The following is a 22,679-nucleotide window of genomic DNA, read 5'->3' on the forward strand; positions in this document are numbered from 1 at the left end:
GTTATGAATATTCGAAATTGGGCCGTTATCACATTCCTATCCCTAACTTTCCCGTTTTCAGGATTCACACAGGAACCGGATATTATTGATTTTAACCTGGTCGATGTCACAACAGGAGAGAAATTCATCCTTTCAGGTGTCGATAATAAGAAAGGAATTGTGTTGCTATTTGTAAGCAATGATTGTCCGTATTCCAGCTACTACATTGATCGGTTTAAGAAACTCATCACCACGTATCAGTCCAGGGATATTTTGTTTCTTCTCGTTAACGCCCATCTGGACAGCAACGAATCGCCATCCGCAATGAAGAATATTGCTGCCTCCTGGGATCTTGGCGTCCCCTATCTGGCTGATAAAACGCATGAACTGAAAAATATGCTGGGGGTTGAAAAAAGCCCGACAGCAGTTATTTTAAAAACAATACCGAAAGGATACTCGATATACTATCAGGGTAAGATTGATAATAATCCACAGGTTGAAAGTGATGTGAAAGAAGCATATCTTACAGACAATATAAAAACCCTACTCGCCAACAAACCCCCGGCGCATCCCAATACCCGGGCAATCGGTTGTATGATTCGATAACCGCTGTACCCAGATTAAAAGAACCGGAATAAAAAAAATAGCGGCCATCGTCGATGCTACTACTCCACCCATAATTGCTATTCCCATTGAGCCCTGAATTTCATTGCCAATTCCTTTGAAAAAATACATTGGCAAGCAGGCAAATACCGTCGTGTAGGAAGTGATAAGAATCGGCCGGATTCTCCTACTACTCGTTAATCTCATGGCTTCATTTACCGCCAAACCCTGTCGGATATATTTTCTGAATGTATCAACCTTGAGGATTGCATCATTTACGGATATACCGAGTCCCACCACCATACCCACTGAAGATATCATGTTCAACCCCTCACCTGTAAGATAGAGAGCAATGAGGCTTCCGCTGATACTAACGGGTAGTGAAAACAGGATTATCAGGGGCCATGTAAATGACTGATACTGGAACATCAATAAAATGTAAATTATAAGTATGGTTCCGCAGATCGCCATAACGCCTGTATTCCTGAAGTCGGCGCGTATTCGTTCCTCCGGATCAAACACATAAAATCCACGTTCCCTCAGTTTACTCAAAACACTATCACGCTTCAGGTTTCCCTCCACAAGAAAAAATTCACCCCTTTCATCACGATATACTCGTTCACCGCGTATTTCGGGAAGAACCGTCGCGATTCTTTGAATGGACAACCTTTGACGCCCGGTTCTGAATGTCAGATCTGAATCCGATGCCTTTAACATGATCTGATCAGTTATTTGAACAGGCGCGCTCTTTTCAAAAAGGGATGATAAGGATTGGCCAGACCTTACCACTCTTTCCCATCGTGGTGAAAGGCGCAAAACGGTATCTGCCCTGCTCCCGGTAATATTTAGTTGAGCTACATAAGGAAGATCCTCATTGCGGTATGCGCGGAATGCATAGGCCTGCAGCGAATTTGGGAAAAGCCACGTGATCGCGTTTGCTGAAGGGGTAAACACAAATTTATTTGGAAACAATGCTGTATCTGGCTGTATCCGGCTTACCGGATATTTTAATTTAATGTATGAAGTTTGATTAGGATTCAATCCGTTATTGAAGGCTCCTGTAATGATGCAATCAGGACCACTTTCAAGTACCGCTCCGGATAACACTTTTCTGAATGTTTTCTCAGTAATGAAGGAGGGTATCTTATAATCCCATTCCTGATATGATAATGAAGGAATGACCTTTACCTCCATTTTTGAAAAGAACCAGACTGCAAGTAAAGCGGTAACTAAATGAAGCGCTGTGATGAGTTCTGGTTTGTCGGAAATCATTTTAAAAATTTTTGCATGAACATGGCCACTGATCAGTCCTGCAGAAGAATTTGTTTTTCTCATCCCCGGGGCAATTAGATAAAAAATTGGAAGCACTACCAAGGCTACAACGAGTGAAGAAATCAGCAATGCATAAAGTGTTAGTGCTTGCTCATGAAAAAGCAGGTATGATATGGGGTGAAGGTAGAGTACAGGAATAAAAGAGATAATCGTGGTAATTGTGGCCATCGCCAAAGGCATCACAATTGACTTTAAAGCTTTCACAATACGATCCTTACTGGTTTCACCGCAGCTATTGGAAAGTGTTAACTCATCAATTACAATAATTGCATTATCAATTATCAGTCCCATTCCCAATACTGCACCGCCCAATATGAAAATGTGGATTTGAATCTTAAACAAGGCATAAATTGCAATTACCGGAAACAAGGTTAAGGGAATACTGAGAGAAATAAATAAAGTACGTTTCAGATCGCCGGTAAGTACAAGCACTACGAAAATGCATCCTAGAATGGCTACGACCACAGCTTTGATCAGCAAATGGGAAGTCTGCCTGATTACAGAAGAACGGTTTGAAGTTAAATGAATTTTAATATCACTTTCTTTCCTGTTGAATGCGGATATAAAGTTCTCAACGTCGTGGGATGTTTTTTGTATGGAGTATCCTGATCTGGCGTAAATATCAATGGAAACAGAAGGGGAAAATCCCAGAAAAGCCTTGCCCCGCGGAAAATAATCTTCCTGCTGAACTCTGCACAGGTCTCCTACGCGAAATTTACCTTTCACCTTTCTATTTAGTATTTCACGGAGGTCGGAATTCGAGGATAGTATAAATTTTGCCGAGTTTTTCAATTCAATAGCAGTTGTCTGATTTGATCGGAGAAATTCGGCAAACTGATGAATCTGCAGGTCCATCATGGAGAGCTTGTTTTGATCTGGCACAATGACAAACCGGGTTTTTTGCAAACCACCCAATTCAATAAATCCAACTCCATCTATCTGTTCCAGGCGGGATTTGATGAATGATTCAGAAACTCTTGAAATAGTTTCTATCGAATTTCCTGAAACGTGCAGCGTTGCAAGCGGCAACCGATGATCTGTGGATCGTTTAACAAGAAGTTTATGTTCGTAATTCGGAATGGTCGAAATAACTTTATTCAATACATTTTGAGAGAGATATTGGATATCAGCAATATTAACTCCATGACCCACCTCAATACGAACCACAGCTCCGCTACCTGATTGAGATGAATAAACATCTTCAACTCCAGGGATGATTGTAACCGCCTGCCGAATGGGCTGTAAAAGGTTGTCCTCAACCTTATCTTCAGGCATCTCATCAGCAGTAATTTCTATTTCAAGAAACCTATCTTCTAATTCGGGAAGAAGAGTAAACCGGAGGTGAGGATACCCAAGCACACCACTTATAAATAAAACAACAAAAATTATCAGGATGGATTTTCTGTTTTCCAGCATGACCCTGATTAAACTTTCCATCAGTTTCGGGCCACTTTTCTTGCGAGCACAACGGCCGCGCACAATATCAGAATAAAGTTAATCAGCAAATGACTTTTAAAGGATAAGGATTCAAAAATCCCTCCGCACGAACATGGAGTTCCCGGACTGAGTTTATGCAAGATTAAGAGGTGACCTGTGAAGATGACCATTAGGGGATACATGAGCATTGCAGCTAGCCTCCTCGAACGTTCATCCAGATAAAGCACTACAGAAGTCAGTTCCATAAACGGTATGGCCACACTAACAGGTATGATTAGTGACACCGGAAGATAGTTGACCCGGAGGAGCTTCACCTGAAAGTCTTGAATATCAAATAATTTTAAGCCTGCAGAATATGTAAAAACAACGAGCAGAATGAGTGCCGCAATTTCATCAAAACGGATTCTTTTCATGAGGCGGGAAATATGATCTCAAACGAGGAGATATATAAATCTTCATAAAGAACCCAAAAGAGATTTTTGCCCTTCAATATACTTATCGGGTAATTATTATGATGATTCGGCACTTCCATACTATACCTGTAGCCTTCCTCACTATCATAGACGTCTATCGATAAATTATTAGTTTCTTGAAAAGCAACCGTTGATAGAATATAGAGGTGCTCATCATCTGTGGTAGCTGAATAGTTAACATATTCATCCGGTTGTCTTTCAAAAACGACCATGTTATTCATTCTCCGTTCCACAATCCGGGGTGCAGGTGTTTCATCAATAGTTTTTCCTACATGATCGATCCTGCCATCAGAAGATATTACCAGGTACATACCTGCCCTGTTGCAAACATAAAAGTGCCTATCCCTGCCCTGAACCATTTCACCCTCATAGGCAATGTTCAGATTCTTTGAAGGATCAATGCCGGGCAGGCTATCAAAACGGGTTGTAGCGCTCCGTTCATTCAATCGGGAATCCCATGTATAGAAACCAAATGCTTCAGATTCATCATTCAGCAGCAGAAATTTCTGATCTTTCAGAAATACACCATCCCAAAATGGCTCGTTGAGCTTATCATAAAACACAGGTTCATTATCCATGTCGGTCTGTTTCACCGACATCAGGCTGTTGTCAACTGTAAAAACACCCCGGGGGCCTACACTGAAACGCCTTACCTGCTGATGTTCCCAGGGAGCTTCGCCCTTTACGCCCAGTGTATCCAGCATTTGGCCGTGATAGTTAATAATAAAAAATTGCTGTGCGGCCTGATCGAGTATAAATAATCTGCCATCAAATTCCTGCCAACCATCAACACTGCTGCCCGGATAAACAAAGGTGTCCTTCTTCTTAAGATAGGCCTTCATGTTTCGCGTCCCGTGATCCGAATTCTTCGGAGTTTCAAGAGTTTTCTGATGCATGCCAAAAATGAACAGCAACAATAATAAAGGGACCACAGTGAGTAAAACAAATATTCGATTTTTCATAGTTCTCTAAATAACAGGCCCCTAAAGGCCTGTGTATGTGATTATTTTTCGCTTTTAATAAGAATGCCAGGTCCGTCCTTCTCCTTTTTGGACCAAATCTTGATCCCCAGAACCTTCACATAAGCACACCTTTCTCCCCTTCCAGGGCAGAATTCAGTCTCATCCTCATCAGCCGCCTGCACATTCAGAAAAGAAGCAAGAACCATGATGAGTACAGTGTTTCTGAAATGTCGTTTCATTTACTTTTCAGATTTGACTTCCTTAACCTCCTTTATCCTGATGCCGGGTGCATTTTTGCTTTTAACAAAGGTCATTTTTATTGTCCCGTAATTGAGTGTTGCGCAATGTACACCCGTGCCAAGACATACCTCCTGCACTGTAGATGCGTCCTGGGCAACAGTTTGTTTCCATGAAATGGCCATAATCGCTATGACCAATAATCCGGTTGTTAACTTTTTCATTGGTAATTATTTTGGTTAAAAATTAATTTTCCCTGATTGTGATCTCAGGCTTCCCCTTTGCCTTGACAAGCTCAAGCGTCATATCCAGCATTTCGATATTCATGCAATGAATACCACTGCCTTCACACATTCGAATTTCCCGTTGCTGCCCATGATTCATGGTTAATCCCATTAAGGATAAAGCAAGGATCAAGATGAGTATTTTCATTAGCTGTGATTTTTTATTCTTCCACCAAGTAAGGAACCGTTGCGGACAACTATTTTCCGGCAAGAAAAAAATCAGAATGGCGTGACAGCAATTCCGTCATTTATCTCAAATTGATTGGAGATAATAACGGTGTCACCTGCAAAAATACCGTCGCTGATCTCGATCATATCATTCAGAATCCACCCTGTAGAAATCCCCCTCCAGCGTGCGGTGTCATTATTGACAACAAAAACAACCGGCTCTCCCCCGCGGTCAACGATGGCTTCCGCCGGAAGTACGACCGCTTCACCAACAGGCACATTTACCTCCATTTCGGCGTGCATACCGGGGTATAATCCGGCACTTTTTTTTACTTTCCAGTAGGTCTGAAAAATTCCCGATTCATCAACTCTTGGCTCGTGACCGGAATAAATCGCTTCGATAAATATTCCCGAATAAGCAGTACCGGATGCTGTAATCCCATTTTTCAGGAGTGGAAGATCTACTTCCAGCAACGGCATATTCAACATCGCGGATTCAGGTGCATGAATGGACCCAAGAATTGTCCCCGGAGATATGTACTGTCCGGGGCTAAGATTAAACCCTGTAAGGACACCCGTAATACCTGCGACCAGAATTTTTTTCGAAAGTCGATGGCGGGCTTGTTCAAGAATGATTTCAGCAGTCGCAATTCCACTGGAATATCGGATGGCCTGCTGAATGGTGTCTGTCGCATTTTCAAAACCCATCCGCATACTTTCAAAAGCATAGGCACTCCCGTTATACCTGACAACAGCCTCAGAAAGTGCAAATTTCTCCTCGTCATTCACAAGCTCAAGGAGCGTATCACCCCTGTTCACATATGCTCCGTTGGAAACATGAATTTTACGGATAATTCCCGGAACATCGATATGAAGATCCCAGGTATCCAACATTTCAATCGTCCCTTCCCCCAATATTTTTCTGTGCATAGGCTTGCGGCTGGCCGTCATGGTTTTAACCTTCATGGGCTGATCAGTCCACCCCTTACCAATATCATAATTGTCATGTTCCGTTGCCGAACAGCCTGCTAAAATCAACCAGATGATCAAAAGTCGTTTCATGATTTTCTATCAAAGAATAGCACCGCCACGGACGTTCGCAAAAAATTTGAGGTCTCTGGCACTGTTCATAGCATTCATTATGTCTGTCAGTCTGCTTAGTACGGCGGATATCCGGTACGGGAGGAGGGATAAGACCAAAACCATTGAAATGACTTTTCAGCTCACCGGCACACTTACTCCGGCGGAAACGGAAAAGTGCGCAACACGATTGATCGAAAACATCATGGCTTCCATAAACGGGATCAGTAAGATCAGTTCAGTTACACGCAGCAGTGGCGGATCTATAAATTTAACGTTGAAAAACAATGCCATGGTGGAGTCGGTCATGGCTGATATTGAACGTGAACTGGAAGTAAAGAGAGAGATGCTGCCCAAAGGGCTGCACTTTGGTCAGCCGAAATATACTGAAAACAAAAGCAGTCGTATTTCTTTGATACTTGGTCCGGTCTTCATGCAGGATGATAAGCTAAGAGAGGAATTACAAAACTACCTGTTACAGCTTCCCCAAATCAATGGGTTGAATTGGTCCGGCTTGCCCGAAAAGATAGGATCCGCGCAAATTCAGAAGCGATTCAGACCCGTCATTGAGAAAATAAAACTTGCCAAGAATTCAGATTTGACACCCATCAGGATGGGTAATTTCAAAGCTCTTCCTTCTGAGAAAACACATGTAAAAACCTGGATTGGCCCGGCAGGCTATGACACAGGCCAAATAGTTGAAGGGATCAGGTCAGGCCAACCCATCATGTTTCACTGGAATACTCTTCCGGCAATAAAACTGGATATTAAATATTATGGGATCGGCCAGAATCATAATTTCTTATCAGGTTGGGATAAATTCAACAACCTATCGGATCAAATTAAAATACGAAATGACACTATTGAATTCAAAGCCCATCAACTTCCTTTTTTCGCTGATCTTCTCGTGTTAAACCTGATGTTTTTCCTTTCCGATGTAATCCGAAAACACGGAATTAAATATCAGAAAATTATGTGCTATGGCGTGCTCTGCGGGATTTCCGTGTGTATCCTCAATTCCATTGATGAAATTACTGATCACACATTGCTTTTAAATGCATTGTGCCTTGCGGGATGTTTACCGGGCATTTATTTTGGAAGTCTTCGCTCTGTTTATAGTTTAATTCTGTCCGGGATTGCTGTAATAATTCTGATAATATTATTTAGCAATATCGCCTGTGTGCTTTTGCTTCTAATTCCTCTGGCCTCTTTTCTCTGTAAATTATTTGTTGACCAGAATGATCCATCAAATCATGAATCCGACAACCAGTATCCTCCGATAAAAGTAGTCACCCTTGCCGGAGTTGCTTTGCTGGCGATCACATTGATTTTGTTCATTCAAATTTCGTTTGAAAATGAAGAAAAGCAGAAATCGGTCTTTCTATTACAAGGCCCGGGAATGAATACGATGGACGTACATTTATTTTTCAGGAATGAGCAAACATACAGTGAGATGACAGCATTCGTTCATAAACTTGAAAGGGATCTGGGTAACATAATAAAGGAGAAAAGTGATGTTTACGGCCTGATATCCCAAACAGGATATGCTCACATACAAATTGAATCAAAGGATATTCCACAACCTGTAAGAAAATACCTTACCCGGAGAGCGTTAAGAACATCCGGCGTACTATGGTTTATTTCCCATGGTAATTTCGAGTTTTCAAATAACCCGCGACCCGTTTTCCCCAAACATCACTGGAAACTTATTGGCTATGATCTGGATTCTCTTCAGTCTTATGCAGACTCCGTTTTGGCTCTTTTGACACGCACACCAAGGGTAATTGATGTTCGATTGGGAGACAGGAGCTGGCTGCCCACGAGAATAGAAAAACCTGTACTTTATTTCCAGAATTATGCTGTACAAGGAAGTGCGTTTAAAACCATCGAGCTACCGGTTCTCTCAAATGGAAAAAAGGTCATTGCCAGACCCGACCCTCCGGATCAATGGGAGCTGCTGAACCGAATATATGAAAGTGATAAACGGCAGTTCAGGGGATTCCAGCTATTTATTACAAACAAGGAATCCCGATCTTTAAATATTGTAAAGGAGAACCGTCAATTCGTACTGGAAATTGTTCATGACTATTCAGGAACGGCAAAAATGAACAGGGAATTTATCAGGTCGACGGTCGGCAATATTTCGTCCATATTACCCGTCGGCATAAATCTGGATACAGAGTCCCTCAATATCCTGAGCCAGCAACACGATTCAGCAGATCTCCTGAAAATAATACTGCTCTTCATAATTTGTGTTTCAATATTGCATAATAACCCTATCAGGATTCTGGAACATCAGGCTCGATTCGCACTACTCTATTTAGTTTTTCAAATTTCATTCCTTATCTCGGATATTACCTTTCCTGAAGAATGGCTAATAATTCCAATGATATTGATGCTTCAATGTCTTCTCATGCAATGGAGATTGCAACAGGATAAATGGCATTACCAGGTTATCCTGTTGGCTTTATTCTTCGCATACCAGTTCATGCGGGAATTTCCTGTGATAATACCGGCAGGAATCTTTTTTCTTACAGGAATTTATTTCCTTATTCCCCCGGACTTGAGATGGTTTTCAAAAGTGTCTTTACCTCTTCTGCCTTGGCGTGGTCGCCAATTTTCTCAAAGGAATTAATGAGATTCCGGAAAGAACGTTTAACAATATCCATCGTACTGCAGGGCTGATAATAGGTTTCCTGTGGAGTAAGCCTCAACTCACCGATATAATTGTCAATATCCTCCCTGGAAAAGATAAGTCCGCGATTAAAGGCATTGATATAAAACTGCTTATGAGACTCATCCTTGTAGGTAAGAATGAAGAGATTAGGCAGGTTCACACCAAACACTGGCATTTTCAAGCGCTGAGCAATCAACATATAAATAACACAAAGTGAAATTGGGTTTCCTTTACGGGTCTGCAATACCACGTTGATCATTGAATTGCCGGGAGAGTGAAAATTCTTGGTGTTGGCACCAAACCGCAACTTGCTGTAAATAACCCCGTTGAGAATTTTCACCTGGTCAAAGGGGTGGGCATCAGGTTTAAATTCCAACCAGGCTTCGTAATACAGTTGCTCCAGTTCCTGGCGTAATTTATTGAGTTCGAGATCGGGGTACTGATAGGTAGCTACGAGCCACATTCCTTCCAGCAAATCCGGATTTTCATCTTCACTCCATTTATTCAACCGGGACCTTAGCTGCTCATATTGCAATGTGTGAATTAGATCCTCTATCCGGATCTGAAGGGTAGGGTCCAGGGATTCTTCCCAGGCCGATTCCAGGTACGGAATTATCGCCTCTCCTAAAGAAATTATTTTTTGTTCAACATGCGATATCACCTGGTTGTCCTCATCATCCAGCAGTGATACGAGTGCTTTTAGTTCTGTTTCTTTCATATACCCTTCTTTCGGGGTCGTTAGGTTTGAATAACTCCTACATTAAATTTTTCGACCGGCGCATGATTCGCCGCTTCAATACCCATGGAAATAACCTTTCGCGTTTCCAGTGGATCAATTATTCCATCCACCCAAAGTCGGGCAGCGGCATAGTACGGACTCAATTCCTCATTGTATTTATCAGTAATCTCTTTTAACAACTTATCCTCTTCTTCCCTGGATATCTCCTTACCCTTGCTTTTCAGTGCAGAAACTTTGATTTGAAGCAGGGTTTTGGCTGCCGAAGCACCACTCATAACCGCCATCTGGGCAGTTGGCCAGGCATATATCAATCGGGGATCATATGCTTTGCCGCACATTGCATAATTGCCGGCGCCGTACGAATTGCCGAGAACAAACGTAAACTTGGGAACAGTAGAATTAGCCATCGCATTGACCATTTTTGCACCGTCCTTTATAATTCCCCCCTGCTCGGCCTTGCTTCCGACCATAAAGCCACTCACATCCTGTAAAAACACAAGAGGGATTTTACGCTGATTACAATTCATGATAAACCGGGCAGCTTTGTCGGCACTATCCGAATAAATTACTCCCCCCATCTGCATTTCACCTTTCCGGGTCTTTACAACTTTTCGCTGATTTGCAACGATGCCCACAGACCAGCCGTCGATTCGTGCATATCCGCAAACAATGGTTTTACCATAAAGGGCCTTGTATTCGTCAAATTCAGAATTATCCACCAGCCGGCGGATAATATCTTTCATATCATACGGCTTGACGCGATCTACCGGAAATAAGCCATATATTTCCTCCGCATTTAATGAAGGTTCTTTTGGCTCAGCCCGATCGAAGCCGGCTTCTTCAGACTTACCGATTTTCTCAAAAATGGAACGAATATAATCAAGACAAGACTGGTCGTTCTCAAATTTATTATCCGTCACGCCCGAGATCTCACAGTGCGTAGACGCCCCGCCCAGTGTCTCACTGTCCACATCTTCCCCGATTGCTGCTTTTACCAGGTATGGTCCTGCCAGGTATATCGATCCTGTTTTATCCACGATCATTGCTTCATCCGACATAATGGGAAGATAGGCTCCGCCAGCAACACAGCTCCCCATGATGGCGGCAATTTGAACGATCCCCATAGATGACATTTTCGCGTTGTTGCGGAATTGTCTGCCAAAGTGCTCCTTATCCGGAAAGATCTCATTTTGCATCGGGAGGAATACACCCGCACTGTCTACCAGATAGATAACCGGCAGTCTGTTTTCTATGGCAATTTCCTGTGCCCGAAGGTTTTTCTTGGCGGTAATGGGAAACCACGCACCGGCCTTTACAGTGGCATCATTGGCAACCACCATACACTGTTTTCCATGAATTCTTCCGATAACGGTAACCACTCCTCCGCCCGGACATCCCCCCACATCTTCATACATGCCATCTCCGGCAAGTGCACCAATTTCAAGTGTATCGCTGCCTTTGTCGAGAAGGTACGCGATGCGTTCGCGGGCGGTGAGCTTACCTTTCTTATGCTGGGCCTCAATCTTTTTATCCCCTCCTCCTTTATAAACACGCTGGTGTTCAACACGCACTTTATAAAGCAGTTGTTTCAGTTCGTCTTCGTTTTTATTGAAGGCTAAATCCATGTATCCTATGCTGTAATTTTCAGTTAATCCTGCCGGGCCGCTTCTTTGGCAGCTTTCTTTTCTTCCTTCCGCCGATCCCGCTCAATTTTATCACTGCTCTTTCCCAGAGGCGCCAGGAAATGTTTAGGATTATCATTCAGATGCTGAAGCAAAGCATCAAGACTTTCGGCTGCCTTATTCAGGTTCACATAAAGCGAATCATCGTTGATCAATTTACCCAATGTTCCCTGTGATTCCGTGAATTTGACAATGGCCTCATTGAGATTATCAAGCGCCTTATTTGCCTGGGTAAGTGTTTTATTGATCTCGAGATTTTTTAAAGAATCTGTAAAGACATTGAGATTTTCCAGCGTCGGCTGGGCATTATCAAGCGTTGTCTCCAGCTTCCCTCCAACGCTGTTAAACGTACCTGTAATGGTATTTAGATTTTGTTTGGTCTCAGCAATGGTCGCGTTGAGTAATATCGCTGTTTTATCCAGGCGATCAATGATCTGATTAATCTTTCCGCTATTTCCTGAAAGGTTATCAAGAATAGCGTTGATCTTTTTGATGGTAGATTCGAGGTTGTTTGCAACCGGCTGTGCACTTTCGGCAAGTAACTCGGCAATGCCCTTATCCAATACCGCTATCAATGTATCTCCGTCTTCCATCGGACGCCGGATATCCCCTATCGAAATGAGTATTGATTTATTACCCAGAAAATCACTGTTCAGTGTTGCCGTAGCAGAATCTCCAAGGGTTACATCACCCTTGATATCAAGTTCAACAAGTACCTTATTATTTCTACCCTGTAAAAGACTGATCTTGCTTACCCTGCCAACTGCAAAACCACTGATGAAAACGGGGTTCGAGACATTCAGCCCATTAATATTGTCATATACCGCGTAATACTTTGTGTTGGTGCTGAAGAAATCCATTCCTTTCAGGTAATTAAATCCAAAATAGAGGATTACGCCCCCGATCAGCATAAATAAACCAACTTTAAATTCTTTCGATATTCGCACAAATATTAGTTTAAAGCTTCTATCTCGTTTTTATAATCCCGAAATGCCCTGAATATTCCCGATGCAATATTCGCCTGGGTAGACGGGTCATTTAATTCCTTCTCCTCCTTCTCGTTTGTAAGATAACCAATTTCTATTAATATACTTGGCATCGTGGTACGCCATAACACCCAAAATCCTGCCTGTTTTACTCCTCTGCTGTATCTCCCCGCACGTTTTCCAAACTGCTCCTCGACCCGTGATGCAAGATTGAGACTATTTTCGATATAGGCACTTTGTGTCAGCGAAAAAAGGATCACCGACTCCGGTGAATTCGGATCAAAGCCTTCATATTTTTCTTCATACCCCTCTTCATACAGAATTACTGAGTTCTCCCGCTTGGCGACTTCAAAATTCCCTTCCGATTTATGAAGTCCCATAACATAGGTCTCAGTGCCATAGATGCCGGGTTTACTTGGAAGTGCATTGGCATGGATGGAGATAAACACATCAGCATCCTTCTTATTTGCCATTGATGCTCGTTCCTCTAGTTCGACGAAGGTATCATTATCACGTGTGTAAATCACTTCCACGTCGGGCAGATATTCCTTAACATACTCCCCAACCTTGGTGGCTACCTTCAGTGTGATGTTTTTTTCTTTACTAAATTTACCATGCGTTCCGGGATCTTTTCCGCCGTGACCCGCATCAATTACCACTTTCTTAACTTTGAATTCCGAACTTTGACGGGTATTTGAAGAAGTTAGCAAGAAAATTGCTAGAAGAAGGAAAATAATGGTGGTATTCTTTACGATATTTCGCTTCATAAAAGTTATGTCCATAACTTTAAGCAAAAATGTAAATTTTTCCTTAAAAGAGAAAAGCGCCCCTTTGAATTTGGAACTTTCCACTATGGTTGTGAGATGTTTTTTAATCTTCTTCATTTTTTGCGCTTCGGTTCAAACTGTTGTAGCCCAGAATCCTGAAAACAGGGTTCGTACGCCGGAAAATACCCTTGGCCGTCAACAACTTGATTCCCTGAGACAAAACGATCCTAACAGGGTAATTGTTGCTGATACGGTTAATAACGATTCTCTGGTGGTTCAGGCCCCCAGAAGTGATATCGAAACAACGATCGACTATTCCGCTCGGGATTCCATCAATTTATCCGTCGATTCAAAAGTGATCAAACTTTATGGAAATGCAAAGATTACCTACGGAACAATTGAACTGGAGGCAGACCGCATCATCATCGATTACAACCTGAATACACTCACTGCCTTTGGCAGACTGGACTCAACCGGCCAGCGTATCGGTTATCCTATCTTCAAAAATGGTACCGAACTGTACGAAACAAAGGAGATCACCTATAATTTTAAAACCGGCCGTGCCCGTATTACTGAAGTGGTCACCCAGCAGGGGGAGGGATTCCTCCACGGTGAAACGGTCTATAAAAACTCTAAAGACGAGCTCTTCAGTATTAATAACACGTATACAACCTGTAACCTGGCACATCCGCATTACCAGATCAGGTCCAAGCGCACCAAGGCCATACCGAAGGACAAAGTGGTAAGCGGCCCGTTTAACCTGGAAATTAACGACGTTCCTACACCGCTGGGATTTCCCTTCGGAATGTTCCCGGACCAGCAGGAAGCCAGCTCAGGGATTCTTGTCCCCTCCTTTGGTGAAGAACGAAGACGCGGGTTCAAACTTGAGAACGGGGGTTACTTTTTTGATATCAGCGAATACATCAAGCTTACCCTCACAGGATCTATCTACAGTAAAGGAGGCTATGCCCTGAATGCCAATTCAAACTATCGGAAGCGATACAAGTATAACGGTAGCTTTAACTTTGCATTCACTAAGCTTCGCGTCTCTGATAATATTGAGGACAATTCAGTACAGAACGATTTTCGTCTCACCTGGTCCCACAGTCCGCAATCAAAGGGAACCAGCCGATTCTCGGCATCAGTGAATGCTGCAACCGCATCATATAACCAGAATAACTATTTAGGTGTAAACAGCATCGACCCTTCAGGGGCAAGTAATAGCGCCATTGACAATACAACACGAAAGCTGTCATCCAATGTGTCATTCAGCAAGACTTTCCAGGGCACACCCTTCAGTCTTGCGATTTCTGCCAGACACAACCAGGATGTGGCACCCAGGGAAATCGGGGGCGGGCAGGTAGATCTCCTCCTCCCTTCACTCACGTTCAACATGAGCAATATTTATCCATTCCGCGGAAAGACCGGCGGAAACTCATGGACAGACAAGATCACCTTGCGTTATTCACTGGTAGGATCTAACAACCTGACCAATAATCTCGGCAGAATTGGCAGCGATCCCACCATCGATAGTATCGCACCCTTTACGGTGGAGAACATGAGCACGTTTTTCAAGAACTCCAACAAGGGATTCCGTCACCAGATCCCGCTTTCCACCTCCTTCCGTTTTCTGAAACATTTTACTGCCAGTCCTTCGATCAACTATGAGGAACGCTGGTATTTCGATAAACTGAATTGGGGAATTGATCCAAATAATCCGAACAGGGCTATCATTACCGATACGATACCTGGCTTTAACCGGGTATATAACTATAACGCGGGCATATCCTTTGCCACCCGGTTGTATGGAACGGTGAAATTTAAAAAGGGGTCGGTTCAAGCCATCCGCCATGTGATGAACCCCTCGGTGTCGGTCAACTACCAGCCTGATTTCGGGGCAGAAAATTATGACTATTACCAGCGCCTTACGACCGAAGATGGCCGCGAACTTGTACAATCTCGCTATCAGGGCTATCTCTACGGGGCCCCTTCTTCGGGAGAGATCGGATCCGTATCCCTTTCATTAAGCAACACCCTGGAGGCCAAGGTAAAAACAAAGAAGGATACCTCGGATATCCCAAGGAAAGTTCCGATCCTGAATAACTTCGGTTTCAATACCGGATATAATTTCGTAGCCGACTCCTTCAATCTTGCCAATATTTCATGGAGGGCCAATACCACTATTTTCAAAGGTAAACTTAACATCAATCTGAGCGGAGCCATAGACCCCTATGTTTACCGGCTTGACAGCATTGGCTACAACAGCCGGGATGAACAAATCGTTTATCAGCGAAGGGTCAACGAATATGCATGGAATAATGGCAATGGCATTGGTCAGCTTACAAATGCCACCCTGGCACTAAGTACAAACCTGAACCCAAAAGCGAGGGACAAAGATGAAGACACGCGGGAAAGGATAATGGAGGCAAATATTTCAGATGCAGAAAAGGATTACCTGATCAATAATCCGGATTATTATATCGACTTTACCATACCCTGGACTTTCCGGATCAATTATAACCTGCGTTATACCAGGAGAGGTTTTGAAGATGCCAAAATTATTCAATCCATCCGCTTTTCAGGAGATTTTGCACTCACAGAAAAATGGAAGATCACATTCAATTCCGGGTATGATTTTGAGCAGAGCCAGTTCACACAAACGAATATTGGTATAGCCCGAGACCTGCATTGCTGGGAAATGAATATCAACTGGACACCTTTCGGTTTCTACCAGAGTTACAACTTTACGATCCGCGTAAAATCATCTATTCTGCAGGATCTGAAATTAAATCGCAGCCGCACATTCTATGACCGTTAGTGTGCAGCGGCGATCCATCCTTCAACCTCTTCTTTGGATGGGTTCTTTACATCATTCAACTTTAGTTTTTTGCGCATTCCGCAAACGTCATTGAATAATTTGTTCGGATTTGCATCCCTGATCTGTTCCTTCTTGAGTAATCCAAGTTTTTGCACTACCGGTACCAGTTCTGATGGAATTCCCATTGAAACATAATCACTCTCAGAAAGAACCACTTCCTTCTTCTCAGGCTTCATCTGCGGGAAAAAGATAACATCCTGGATTGAAGGGGAATTGGTCATGATCATCGACAGTCGATCAATCCCAACACCCAAACCAGCCGTTGGAGGCATTCCGTATTCCAGTGCACGGAGAAAATCCTCATCGAGGGTCATTGCTTCATCGTCACCGCGTTTACCCAATTCCAGCTGTTCCTCAAATCGCTTTCGCTGATCTATCGGATCATTCAGCTCTGAAAACGCATTGCAGATCTCTTTCCCGTTGGCGATGGCCTCAAATCGCTCCACAAGTCCTTCCTTCTCGCGATGTTTTTTAGCAAGGGGAGACATTTCTACCGGATAGTCGGTAATGAAGGTTGGTTGGATCAAATGTGGTTCACATTTCTCACCGAAGATCTCGTCGATCACCTTTCCTTTGCCCATGGTTTCATCTACCGGAACCTGCAGCTGCCGGGCCGTTTCTTTCAGGGCTGCTTCATCCATTTCACTGATATCGATACCGGTAAAATGTTCAATCGCCCCGAACATCGTATAACGTTTCCAGGGGCGCTTAAAATCAATCACATGCTCACCTACCTGAACCTGTGTATTCCCGTGAAGATCGATCGCCACTTTCTCGATCATCTCCTCAACGAGATTCATCATCCATTCATAATCCTTGTAGGCTACATAAAGCTCCACCTGCGTGAATTCCGGATTATGGAAGCGCGACATTCCTTCATTCCGGAAATCTTTCGAAAACTCATAGACACCATCAAATCCTCCCACAATGAGTCTCTTCAGGTAGAGCTCATTTGCAATACGCAAATACAACGTCATATCGAGCGTATTGTGATGCGTTTTGAAAGGCCGTGCAGCGGCGCCTCCATAAAGCGGCTGTAGTACCGGTGTTTCAACTTCAAGGTAACCCTTCCCGTTCAGGTAATCTCGCATTGAATTCACAAGCTGTGTACGCTGGCGGAATGTTTCGCGGACATGCGGATTTACAATCAGATCAGTATAACGCTGACGGTAACGCTGCTCGGGGTCGGTAAAAGCATGATGACGTTTAACATTGCCATGTTCATCTTCGGTTTCCTTCACGACGGGCAGCGGGCGGAGTGACTTGGCCAGTACCGTTAATGAGGTTACATGAATACTGATTTCCCCGGTTTGCGTGGTAAAAACATACCCTTTAATCCCAATAATGTCCCCGATATCGAGCAGCTTCTTGAAAACGGTGTTGTAAAGTGTCTTATCCTCATCAGGGCAGATATCATCGCGACGGACATAAATCTGGATTTTCCCAGTGCTGTCCTGCAGTTCAGCAAACGAAGCTGAACCCATGATCCGGCGACTCATGATCCTGCCGGCGATCGAGATATTCTTATAATCGAGTTTATGTTTTTCATAATTCTCCAGAATATCACGGGCGGTAACGTTCACTTCGTATTCATCAGCAGGATATGGATTTATTCCCGCCTGCTCAAGGGCTTCCTTGGCCTGTCTTCTTATTATTTCCTGTTCGCTTAATGGCATGTCAACTGTCCTGATTTAAAAGAGGATGCAAAGATAAATAAACTGATGGGCTTCTTCCACTAACTGGCACCATTCTGCTTTCGGCGCTCGATTTCACGCCGGATCATGGATAATTCCCGGCTGCTCTGTCCCGCAACTGATGTATTCTCCGCAGCACGGCGGAACAGATACGGCATCACCGATTTAACCGGCCCGTAGGGAACGTACTTACATACGTTGTAGCCTGCTTTTGCCAGGTTGAAGGAAATATTATCACTCATACCATACAACTGGGAAAACCAGACACGCGGATCATTATGCGCCACATTATGTTTCTCCATCAATACGGTAAGGTAATAGTTGCTGTATTCATTGTGCGAGCCCGACAAAAATGAAACGCGCTGTTTATTGTCTATACAGAAGGCAAGACCCTTATTATAACAGTCGTCGGTTGCTTCCTTGGTAGGATGAATCGGTGACGGATAGCCTTTATCTTCAGCCCGTTCCCGCTCCTTTTCCATGTAGGCTCCACGTACAAGCTTGGCACCCAGGTAATAGTTGTTCATAGCCGCATAGTGAAAAGCCTTGCGCAGATTGTCAAGCATATCCACGCGGTACATCTGATATGTATTGTAAACAATCGCACGCTTTTTATTGAATTCAGCCATCATTGCATAGGCCATGGCATCGATCGGTTCCTGTATCCAGGTTTCTTCTGCATCAATAAGGATTGGCACATCCGCTTCATAACCGGCTCTGCAGATGGACTCCACGCGTTCACGAACTCTTCGAAAAGCATCCTTTTCCTTATCAGAAAGTTTCTTTTTCTCCTGTATTTTCTGAAGAAGGGGTGTACTTGCAAGACCGGTTGTTTTAAAAACACAGAATGGTATGTCCTTATGTGTCTTTGCGTATGCGATGGTCTTCAGAATCTCTTCACATGTCTTGTCGAAGCCTTTTTCCGTCTCACCACCCTCGACAGAGTAGTCAAGTATGGTACCGATATGATATTCCGCCAGTTCATCAATCGTATCCTGACTGTCTTCAATGGTTTCACCACCACAAAAGTGTTCAAAAACCGTGTGTTTAATGATTGATTTTATTGGCAGCCCAACAGCAAGGGATGCCTTAACCAGACCTGTTGCAACCTGGTTTATCAGTGGATTGTTAACCACTGTAAACATCATATTTGCTTTCTTTAACGCCTTATCGGATTTGGCTTCAAAAGCAATGGAGGTATCGTCAAATGATATGTGCGAAGCGCTTTGCATAGGTGAAATTTAGAGCCACAAAGATATAAATTAACTCAGACAGACGGAGATTTGTTTGTTTAATATAATATCTTTAACCCTTGTCATGGGCACAATTAACATAGATAATATCCGGAAGCAGATTGATCGCATAGATCAGCAGATACTCAATTTGCTGAATGAGCGCATGGAACTGGTTAAGGAAATTGGTCAGTTAAAACGGACTTCCAATGCGGCTATTTACCGGCCGGAGCGTGAACGGGCAATTCTTGAGAGGTTGACCAAATCCAGTTCAGGGAGACTTTCCCAGCAGGCGATCGAGGCGATCTACCTGGAAATTTTCGCCGTATCCAGAAATATTGAACTGCCGGAAAAAGTAGCCTATCTTGGCCCTGAAGGGAGTTTTACCCATCAGGCGGCTGAAGCCAGATTTGGAGCGCTCAGTGACTATATTCCGCTTCGCTCCATCCAATCGGTATTTGAATCCGTTGTGACAAAGCGGGCGAGGTTTGGCATCATTCCGATAGAAAACAACCAGGAGGGTATTGTTAGTGAGTCTATTAAACTCATGAGTGAGAATGAGGTTCATATAGTGGCAGAAGTTCCTATGCCAATTCACCTTGCGTTCGCCTCCCTGGAGGATCGGATCAGTCAGATCAGGAAGATCTATTCGAAAGATATAGCTTTCCGTCAATGCAGTCGATTTCTGGATGACTATTTCTCAGACCAGGTCGAATTGATTCCGGTAGAATCCACCTCCACGGCAGCACGACTGGCATCGAAGGAAAAAGGATCTGCTGCGGTTTGCGCAAATATTGCGGCTAAAATGTATGATCTGCCTGTGCTCTTTGAAAATATTGAGGACAGCGGTGATAACTACACCCGCTTTCTGATCATCAGTCACGATTTCAAGAATGACCGCAGCGGAGAAGACAAGACCACGGTTCTTGCGCAAATCTCTGCTGAACCGGGCAGCCTGGCAACATTCCTGCAGGAATTTCATCAGGCTAATATAAATCTCACAAAAATCGAAAGTTACCCCGCAAAAAAGGGGAAGACCTTTCATTACCAGTTTCTGCTTGAATTCGACGGTCATATTGACGACAGTCATGTTAAGCCGATTATGGAAAAACATGCAGATATCATTAAATGGCTCGGCAGTTATCCCAAGTTATGCTAAATATGGATCAAAGCTGGATAAAAGAATATAGTCACCCCCTCTTCATTGCCGGTCCGTGCAGCGCGGAATCAGAAGAACAGGTATTAAATGTGACCCGCGCACTTAAAAATCAGGGCATTAATATCATCAGGGCCGGGATCTGGAAACCAAGGACAAGGCCGAATTCATTTGAAGGGATCGGCCATGCTGCACTTCCCTGGCTTGAACTTGCAAAAAAGGAAACGGGGGTAAAATTCGCTATTGAAGTCGCGAATCCCAGCCACGTCGAACAAGCGCTTAAGCACAATATAGACATCCTGTGGATTGGTGCCAGGTCTACTGTAAATCCATTCACAGTCCAGGAAATTGCTGAATCCCTGAAAGGCATTACCATTCCGGTTCTGGTAAAGAACCCGGTTAATCCAGATCTGGCACTCTGGATCGGGGCAATAGAACGTCTTCTGAACCAAGATATTCAGAAGGTTGGTGCTATTCATCGCGGTTTTTCCTCCTTTGGTAAACAGCGATACCGCAATGAACCGCTGTGGCAGATACCCGTAGAACTTAAACGTCATTTCCCCGAGTTGCCGCTTATTTGTGATCCGAGTCATATCGGGGGCCGTCGCGACCAGATTGCTCCATTAAGTCAGAAAGCACTTGATCTGAATTATGACGGATTGATGATCGAAGTACATCCGAACCCCGACAAGGCCCTGAGTGACGCCGCCCAGCAGGTCACCCCCGAAGCATTCGCACAAATACGTCAGAATCTACATGTTCGCCGGGCTACATCCGACAATGAATTATTCCGCAGCAAGCTGGAAGAACTCCGTGAACGTATAAATAGCATTGATCATGATTTGGTGGATACACTGGCGGCCCGTCAGAAGGCCATTGAAGAAATCGGTATCTACAAAAAGGAAAATGACGTAATGGTCTTTCAACTGGAACGATGGAATGAGATCATGCGTACGCGCCCCGAATGGGCAAGCGCCCAGGGATTGGATCGTGAACTGATCGAAGAAATCTACAAGCTCATCCATGCGGATTCATTAAAAGTACAGACACGGATTTTAAATGAGGAAACCAATGACTCAGCTTCCTGATTATCTTTCTATTGTTTCCGATCTCCAACCTGTTTTTACTGAATTAAAACAAAAATACGCTGACGGCAAGTGGGTGATTCTTGTAGATGAAAATACGGAGAAACATTGTCTGCCGCTGATTTCCAACTATTTACCCAAATACCAGGTAATTCAGATCCAGAGTGGCGAAACCAATAAAAACCTGGAAACATGCGCATATATCTGGCAACAATTAACCGACTTTGAAGTAGACCGGAAGGGCTTGCTCATCAACCTCGGGGGAGGCGTGATCGGTGATATGGGCGGATTTTGTGCCAGTACCTATAAACGCGGCATTTCATTCGTCAACATGCCCACAACCCTCCTGTCTCAGGTCGACGCCAGTATAGGCGGGAAATTAGGTATTGATTTTCATGGATTTAAGAATCACATCGGCCTCTTTCGTGACCCGGACGAGGTAATAATTTTCCAAACATTTTTAAATACATTACCTGAACGTGAGTTGAGGTCGGGTTTTGCCGAGATCATCAAACACCATCTCATTCAGGATACTGAGAACTGGAATTCTTTGAAAACCTCAGACTGGAATACAGTGATTTCACCTTCACTTTTACGTCACTCGATCGAAATTAAGTCGGCCGTCGTCATGAAAGACCCTTTCGAAAAAGGCTTGCGTAAAATTCTTAACTACGGACATACCGTAGGCCATGCCATTGAAACTCATTTCCTTGCCGGAGCAGATCCATTACTTCATGGAGAGGCAATCGCCGCCGGAATGGTGATTGAAAACTTCATTGCGGAAGGAAAACAGTTGTTAAACGGTGAATCCTGTAATGAGATCAATGGGTATATTCTACGTATTTATGGTAAAGCTATTATCAGGGAAACCGACATTGCTGCGATAATTCAACTTGCCTCACAGGACAAAAAGAATCAGAACAAAGAGATTCGGGGAAGTCTTTTGAAAGAAGCGGGAATCGCTACATGGGATGTTGCGATCACTCAGGAAGAAATGCGTGATGCTATCAATCGATACCGCGCTCTTTAAATATAGCGCATATCATTGTCATCTTCGCCGAAGGCGCGGTCTGCACGCAGAACAGTTTTCAATTTCTTTCCGGTTCTGATCAGGGATTTCCTGGTGGAATCCTTGGTCATGAAGAATGCGAGGGCTGAACCTATTCCAAGAGTTACAGCAAGGGTCTTTAGATCTTTCATATTCCCGACGTTTAAATCACTTATGCAG

At 43.7% G+C, this 22,679-nt stretch carries 20 protein-coding genes; 6 read left to right on the forward strand and 14 right to left on the reverse strand.

Translation table 11 applies throughout. The annotated features are described in order from the left end of the window. Nucleotides 1-3 precede the first annotated feature (3 nt). Nucleotides 4-585 carry a redoxin domain-containing protein gene (locus tag LDX50_RS04710; protein WP_225697254.1) on the forward strand — a complete coding sequence of 194 codons (582 nt, stop codon included), beginning with the start codon at nucleotides 4-6 and terminating at the stop codon, nucleotides 583-585. Here LDX50_RS04710 and LDX50_RS04715 read toward each other — a convergent pair. From LDX50_RS04715 to LDX50_RS04745, 7 genes are all read right to left on the reverse strand, one after another. Continuing rightward, nucleotides 523-3,351 carry an efflux RND transporter permease subunit gene (locus LDX50_RS04715; RefSeq protein ID WP_225697255.1) on the reverse strand — a complete coding sequence of 943 codons (2,829 nt, stop codon included), beginning with the start codon at nucleotides 3,349-3,351 and terminating at the stop codon, nucleotides 523-525. The genes LDX50_RS04710 and LDX50_RS04715 overlap by 63 nt on opposite strands. Then, on the reverse strand, nucleotides 3,351-3,764 hold the full coding sequence (locus LDX50_RS04720) for a MauE/DoxX family redox-associated membrane protein (RefSeq protein ID WP_225697256.1): 414 nt from the start codon (nucleotides 3,762-3,764) through the stop codon (nucleotides 3,351-3,353). The genes LDX50_RS04715 and LDX50_RS04720 overlap by 1 nt, the downstream gene beginning before the upstream one ends. Beyond that, nucleotides 3,761-4,786, reverse strand: coding sequence for a hypothetical protein (locus LDX50_RS04725; RefSeq protein ID WP_225697257.1), 1,026 nt, complete (start codon nucleotides 4,784-4,786; stop codon nucleotides 3,761-3,763). Before LDX50_RS04725 ends, LDX50_RS04720 begins: the two co-directional genes overlap by 4 nt. Nucleotides 4,787-4,827: 41 nt before the next feature. Continuing rightward, nucleotides 4,828-5,025 (reverse strand): hypothetical protein, encoded by a 198-nt coding sequence (locus LDX50_RS04730; RefSeq protein WP_225697258.1) that lies wholly within the window; start codon nucleotides 5,023-5,025, stop codon nucleotides 4,828-4,830. Next, nucleotides 5,026-5,247, reverse strand: a complete 222-nt coding sequence (locus tag LDX50_RS04735) for a hypothetical protein (RefSeq protein ID WP_225697259.1) — start codon at nucleotides 5,245-5,247, stop codon at nucleotides 5,026-5,028. Nucleotides 5,248-5,269: 22 nt separating this feature from the next. Beyond that, nucleotides 5,270-5,455, reverse strand: coding sequence for a hypothetical protein (locus tag LDX50_RS04740; RefSeq protein ID WP_225697260.1), 186 nt, complete (start codon nucleotides 5,453-5,455; stop codon nucleotides 5,270-5,272). 71 nt (nucleotides 5,456-5,526) lie between these two features. Further along, the gene (locus tag LDX50_RS04745; protein WP_225697261.1) at nucleotides 5,527-6,537 is read right to left on the reverse strand and encodes an efflux RND transporter periplasmic adaptor subunit; all 1,011 of its coding nucleotides are present in this window, start codon (nucleotides 6,535-6,537) and stop codon (nucleotides 5,527-5,529) included. 79 nt (nucleotides 6,538-6,616) lie between these two features. On the opposite strand from LDX50_RS04745, the gene LDX50_RS04750 reads away from it, so the two are divergent. After that, complete coding sequence (locus LDX50_RS04750; RefSeq protein ID WP_225697262.1) at nucleotides 6,617-9,190, forward strand: hypothetical protein; 2,574 nt, start codon at nucleotides 6,617-6,619, stop codon at nucleotides 9,188-9,190. Here the strand turns inward: LDX50_RS04750 and LDX50_RS04755 are convergent. The 4 genes from LDX50_RS04755 to LDX50_RS04770 are packed head-to-tail and all read right to left on the reverse strand — an operon-like array spanning nucleotide 9,105 to nucleotide 13,406. After that, on the reverse strand, nucleotides 9,105-9,950 hold the full coding sequence (locus LDX50_RS04755; RefSeq protein ID WP_225697263.1) for a transglutaminase-like domain-containing protein: 846 nt from the start codon (nucleotides 9,948-9,950) through the stop codon (nucleotides 9,105-9,107). The genes LDX50_RS04750 and LDX50_RS04755 overlap by 86 nt on opposite strands. A 20-nt stretch (nucleotides 9,951-9,970) precedes the next feature. Beyond that, entirely contained in the window at nucleotides 9,971-11,596 is a 1,626-nt protein-coding gene (locus LDX50_RS04760) for an acyl-CoA carboxylase subunit beta (protein ID WP_225697264.1), read from the reverse strand. Nucleotides 11,597-11,619: 23 nt separating this feature from the next. Beyond that, nucleotides 11,620-12,600, reverse strand: a complete 981-nt coding sequence (locus LDX50_RS04765; protein ID WP_225697265.1) for an MlaD family protein — start codon at nucleotides 12,598-12,600, stop codon at nucleotides 11,620-11,622. Nucleotides 12,601-12,605: 5 nt separating this feature from the next. Then, nucleotides 12,606-13,406 (reverse strand): N-acetylmuramoyl-L-alanine amidase family protein, encoded by an 801-nt coding sequence (locus LDX50_RS04770; protein ID WP_225697578.1) that lies wholly within the window; start codon nucleotides 13,404-13,406, stop codon nucleotides 12,606-12,608. An 85-nt stretch (nucleotides 13,407-13,491) separates the two neighbouring features. On the opposite strand from LDX50_RS04770, the gene LDX50_RS04775 reads away from it, so the two are divergent. Next, nucleotides 13,492-16,224 carry a putative LPS assembly protein LptD gene (locus LDX50_RS04775; protein ID WP_225697266.1) on the forward strand — a complete coding sequence of 911 codons (2,733 nt, stop codon included), beginning with the start codon at nucleotides 13,492-13,494 and terminating at the stop codon, nucleotides 16,222-16,224. Here LDX50_RS04775 and lysS read toward each other — a convergent pair. Continuing rightward, nucleotides 16,221-17,960 carry a lysine--tRNA ligase gene (gene lysS / locus LDX50_RS04780; RefSeq protein WP_225697267.1) on the reverse strand — a complete coding sequence of 580 codons (1,740 nt, stop codon included), beginning with the start codon at nucleotides 17,958-17,960 and terminating at the stop codon, nucleotides 16,221-16,223. The two genes, LDX50_RS04775 and lysS, sit on opposite strands and share 4 nt — an antisense overlap. Before the next feature lie 59 nt (nucleotides 17,961-18,019). After that, nucleotides 18,020-19,210, reverse strand: a complete 1,191-nt coding sequence (locus LDX50_RS04785; protein ID WP_225697268.1) for a proline dehydrogenase family protein — start codon at nucleotides 19,208-19,210, stop codon at nucleotides 18,020-18,022. 85 nt (nucleotides 19,211-19,295) lie between these two features. On the opposite strand from LDX50_RS04785, the gene pheA reads away from it, so the two are divergent. Genes pheA through aroB form a run of 3 tightly spaced genes read left to right on the forward strand, consistent with a single transcriptional unit; the run spans nucleotide 19,296 to nucleotide 22,481 of the window. Further along, complete coding sequence (gene pheA / locus LDX50_RS04790; protein ID WP_255647316.1) at nucleotides 19,296-20,369, forward strand: chorismate mutase; 1,074 nt, start codon at nucleotides 19,296-19,298, stop codon at nucleotides 20,367-20,369. Between the two features lie 2 nt (nucleotides 20,370-20,371). Further along, on the forward strand, nucleotides 20,372-21,454 hold the full coding sequence (locus LDX50_RS04795; protein ID WP_225697269.1) for a bifunctional 3-deoxy-7-phosphoheptulonate synthase/chorismate mutase type II: 1,083 nt from the start codon (nucleotides 20,372-20,374) through the stop codon (nucleotides 21,452-21,454). Beyond that, on the forward strand, nucleotides 21,438-22,481 hold the full coding sequence (aroB, locus tag LDX50_RS04800) for a 3-dehydroquinate synthase (RefSeq protein ID WP_225697270.1): 1,044 nt from the start codon (nucleotides 21,438-21,440) through the stop codon (nucleotides 22,479-22,481). The genes LDX50_RS04795 and aroB overlap by 17 nt, the downstream gene beginning before the upstream one ends. Here aroB and LDX50_RS04805 read toward each other — a convergent pair. Continuing rightward, nucleotides 22,478-22,651 carry a hypothetical protein gene (locus LDX50_RS04805; protein ID WP_225697271.1) on the reverse strand — a complete coding sequence of 58 codons (174 nt, stop codon included), beginning with the start codon at nucleotides 22,649-22,651 and terminating at the stop codon, nucleotides 22,478-22,480. The genes aroB and LDX50_RS04805 overlap by 4 nt on opposite strands. Between the last annotated feature and the right edge of the window lie 28 nt (nucleotides 22,652-22,679).

Source organism: Fulvivirga sedimenti (assembly GCF_020328055.1).

Bases quoted from the DNA above. Each gene is read 5' to 3' on its own strand.
- LDX50_RS04725 (WP_225697257.1), bottom strand. From the start codon at position 4,786: ATGAAAAATCGAATATTTGTTTTACTCACTGTGGTCCCTTTATTATTG.
- pheA (WP_255647316.1), top strand. From the start codon at position 19,296: ATGGGCACAATTAACATAGATAATATCCGGAAGCAGATTGATCGCATA.
- lysS (WP_225697267.1), bottom strand. From the start codon at position 17,960: ATGCCATTAAGCGAACAGGAAATAATAAGAAGACAGGCCAAGGAAGCC.
- LDX50_RS04735 (WP_225697259.1), bottom strand. From the start codon at position 5,247: ATGAAAAAGTTAACAACCGGATTATTGGTCATAGCGATTATGGCCATT.
- LDX50_RS04710 (WP_225697254.1), top strand. From the start codon at position 4: ATGAATATTCGAAATTGGGCCGTTATCACATTCCTATCCCTAACTTTC.
- LDX50_RS04760 (WP_225697264.1), bottom strand. From the start codon at position 11,596: ATGGATTTAGCCTTCAATAAAAACGAAGACGAACTGAAACAACTGCTT.
- LDX50_RS04795 (WP_225697269.1), top strand. From the start codon at position 20,372: ATGGATCAAAGCTGGATAAAAGAATATAGTCACCCCCTCTTCATTGCC.
- LDX50_RS04750 (WP_225697262.1), top strand. From the start codon at position 6,617: ATGTCTGTCAGTCTGCTTAGTACGGCGGATATCCGGTACGGGAGGAGG.
- LDX50_RS04730 (WP_225697258.1), bottom strand. From the start codon at position 5,025: ATGAAACGACATTTCAGAAACACTGTACTCATCATGGTTCTTGCTTCT.
- aroB (WP_225697270.1), top strand. From the start codon at position 21,438: ATGACTCAGCTTCCTGATTATCTTTCTATTGTTTCCGATCTCCAACCT.
- LDX50_RS04805 (WP_225697271.1), bottom strand. From the start codon at position 22,651: ATGAAAGATCTAAAGACCCTTGCTGTAACTCTTGGAATAGGTTCAGCC.
- LDX50_RS04755 (WP_225697263.1), bottom strand. From the start codon at position 9,950: ATGAAAGAAACAGAACTAAAAGCACTCGTATCACTGCTGGATGATGAG.
- LDX50_RS04785 (WP_225697268.1), bottom strand. From the start codon at position 19,210: ATGCAAAGCGCTTCGCACATATCATTTGACGATACCTCCATTGCTTTT.
- LDX50_RS04770 (WP_225697578.1), bottom strand. From the start codon at position 13,406: ATGAAGCGAAATATCGTAAAGAATACCACCATTATTTTCCTTCTTCTA.
- LDX50_RS04775 (WP_225697266.1), top strand. From the start codon at position 13,492: ATGGTTGTGAGATGTTTTTTAATCTTCTTCATTTTTTGCGCTTCGGTT.
- LDX50_RS04745 (WP_225697261.1), bottom strand. From the start codon at position 6,537: ATGAAACGACTTTTGATCATCTGGTTGATTTTAGCAGGCTGTTCGGCA.
- LDX50_RS04720 (WP_225697256.1), bottom strand. From the start codon at position 3,764: ATGAAAAGAATCCGTTTTGATGAAATTGCGGCACTCATTCTGCTCGTT.
- LDX50_RS04715 (WP_225697255.1), bottom strand. From the start codon at position 3,351: ATGGAAAGTTTAATCAGGGTCATGCTGGAAAACAGAAAATCCATCCTG.
- LDX50_RS04740 (WP_225697260.1), bottom strand. From the start codon at position 5,455: ATGAAAATACTCATCTTGATCCTTGCTTTATCCTTAATGGGATTAACC.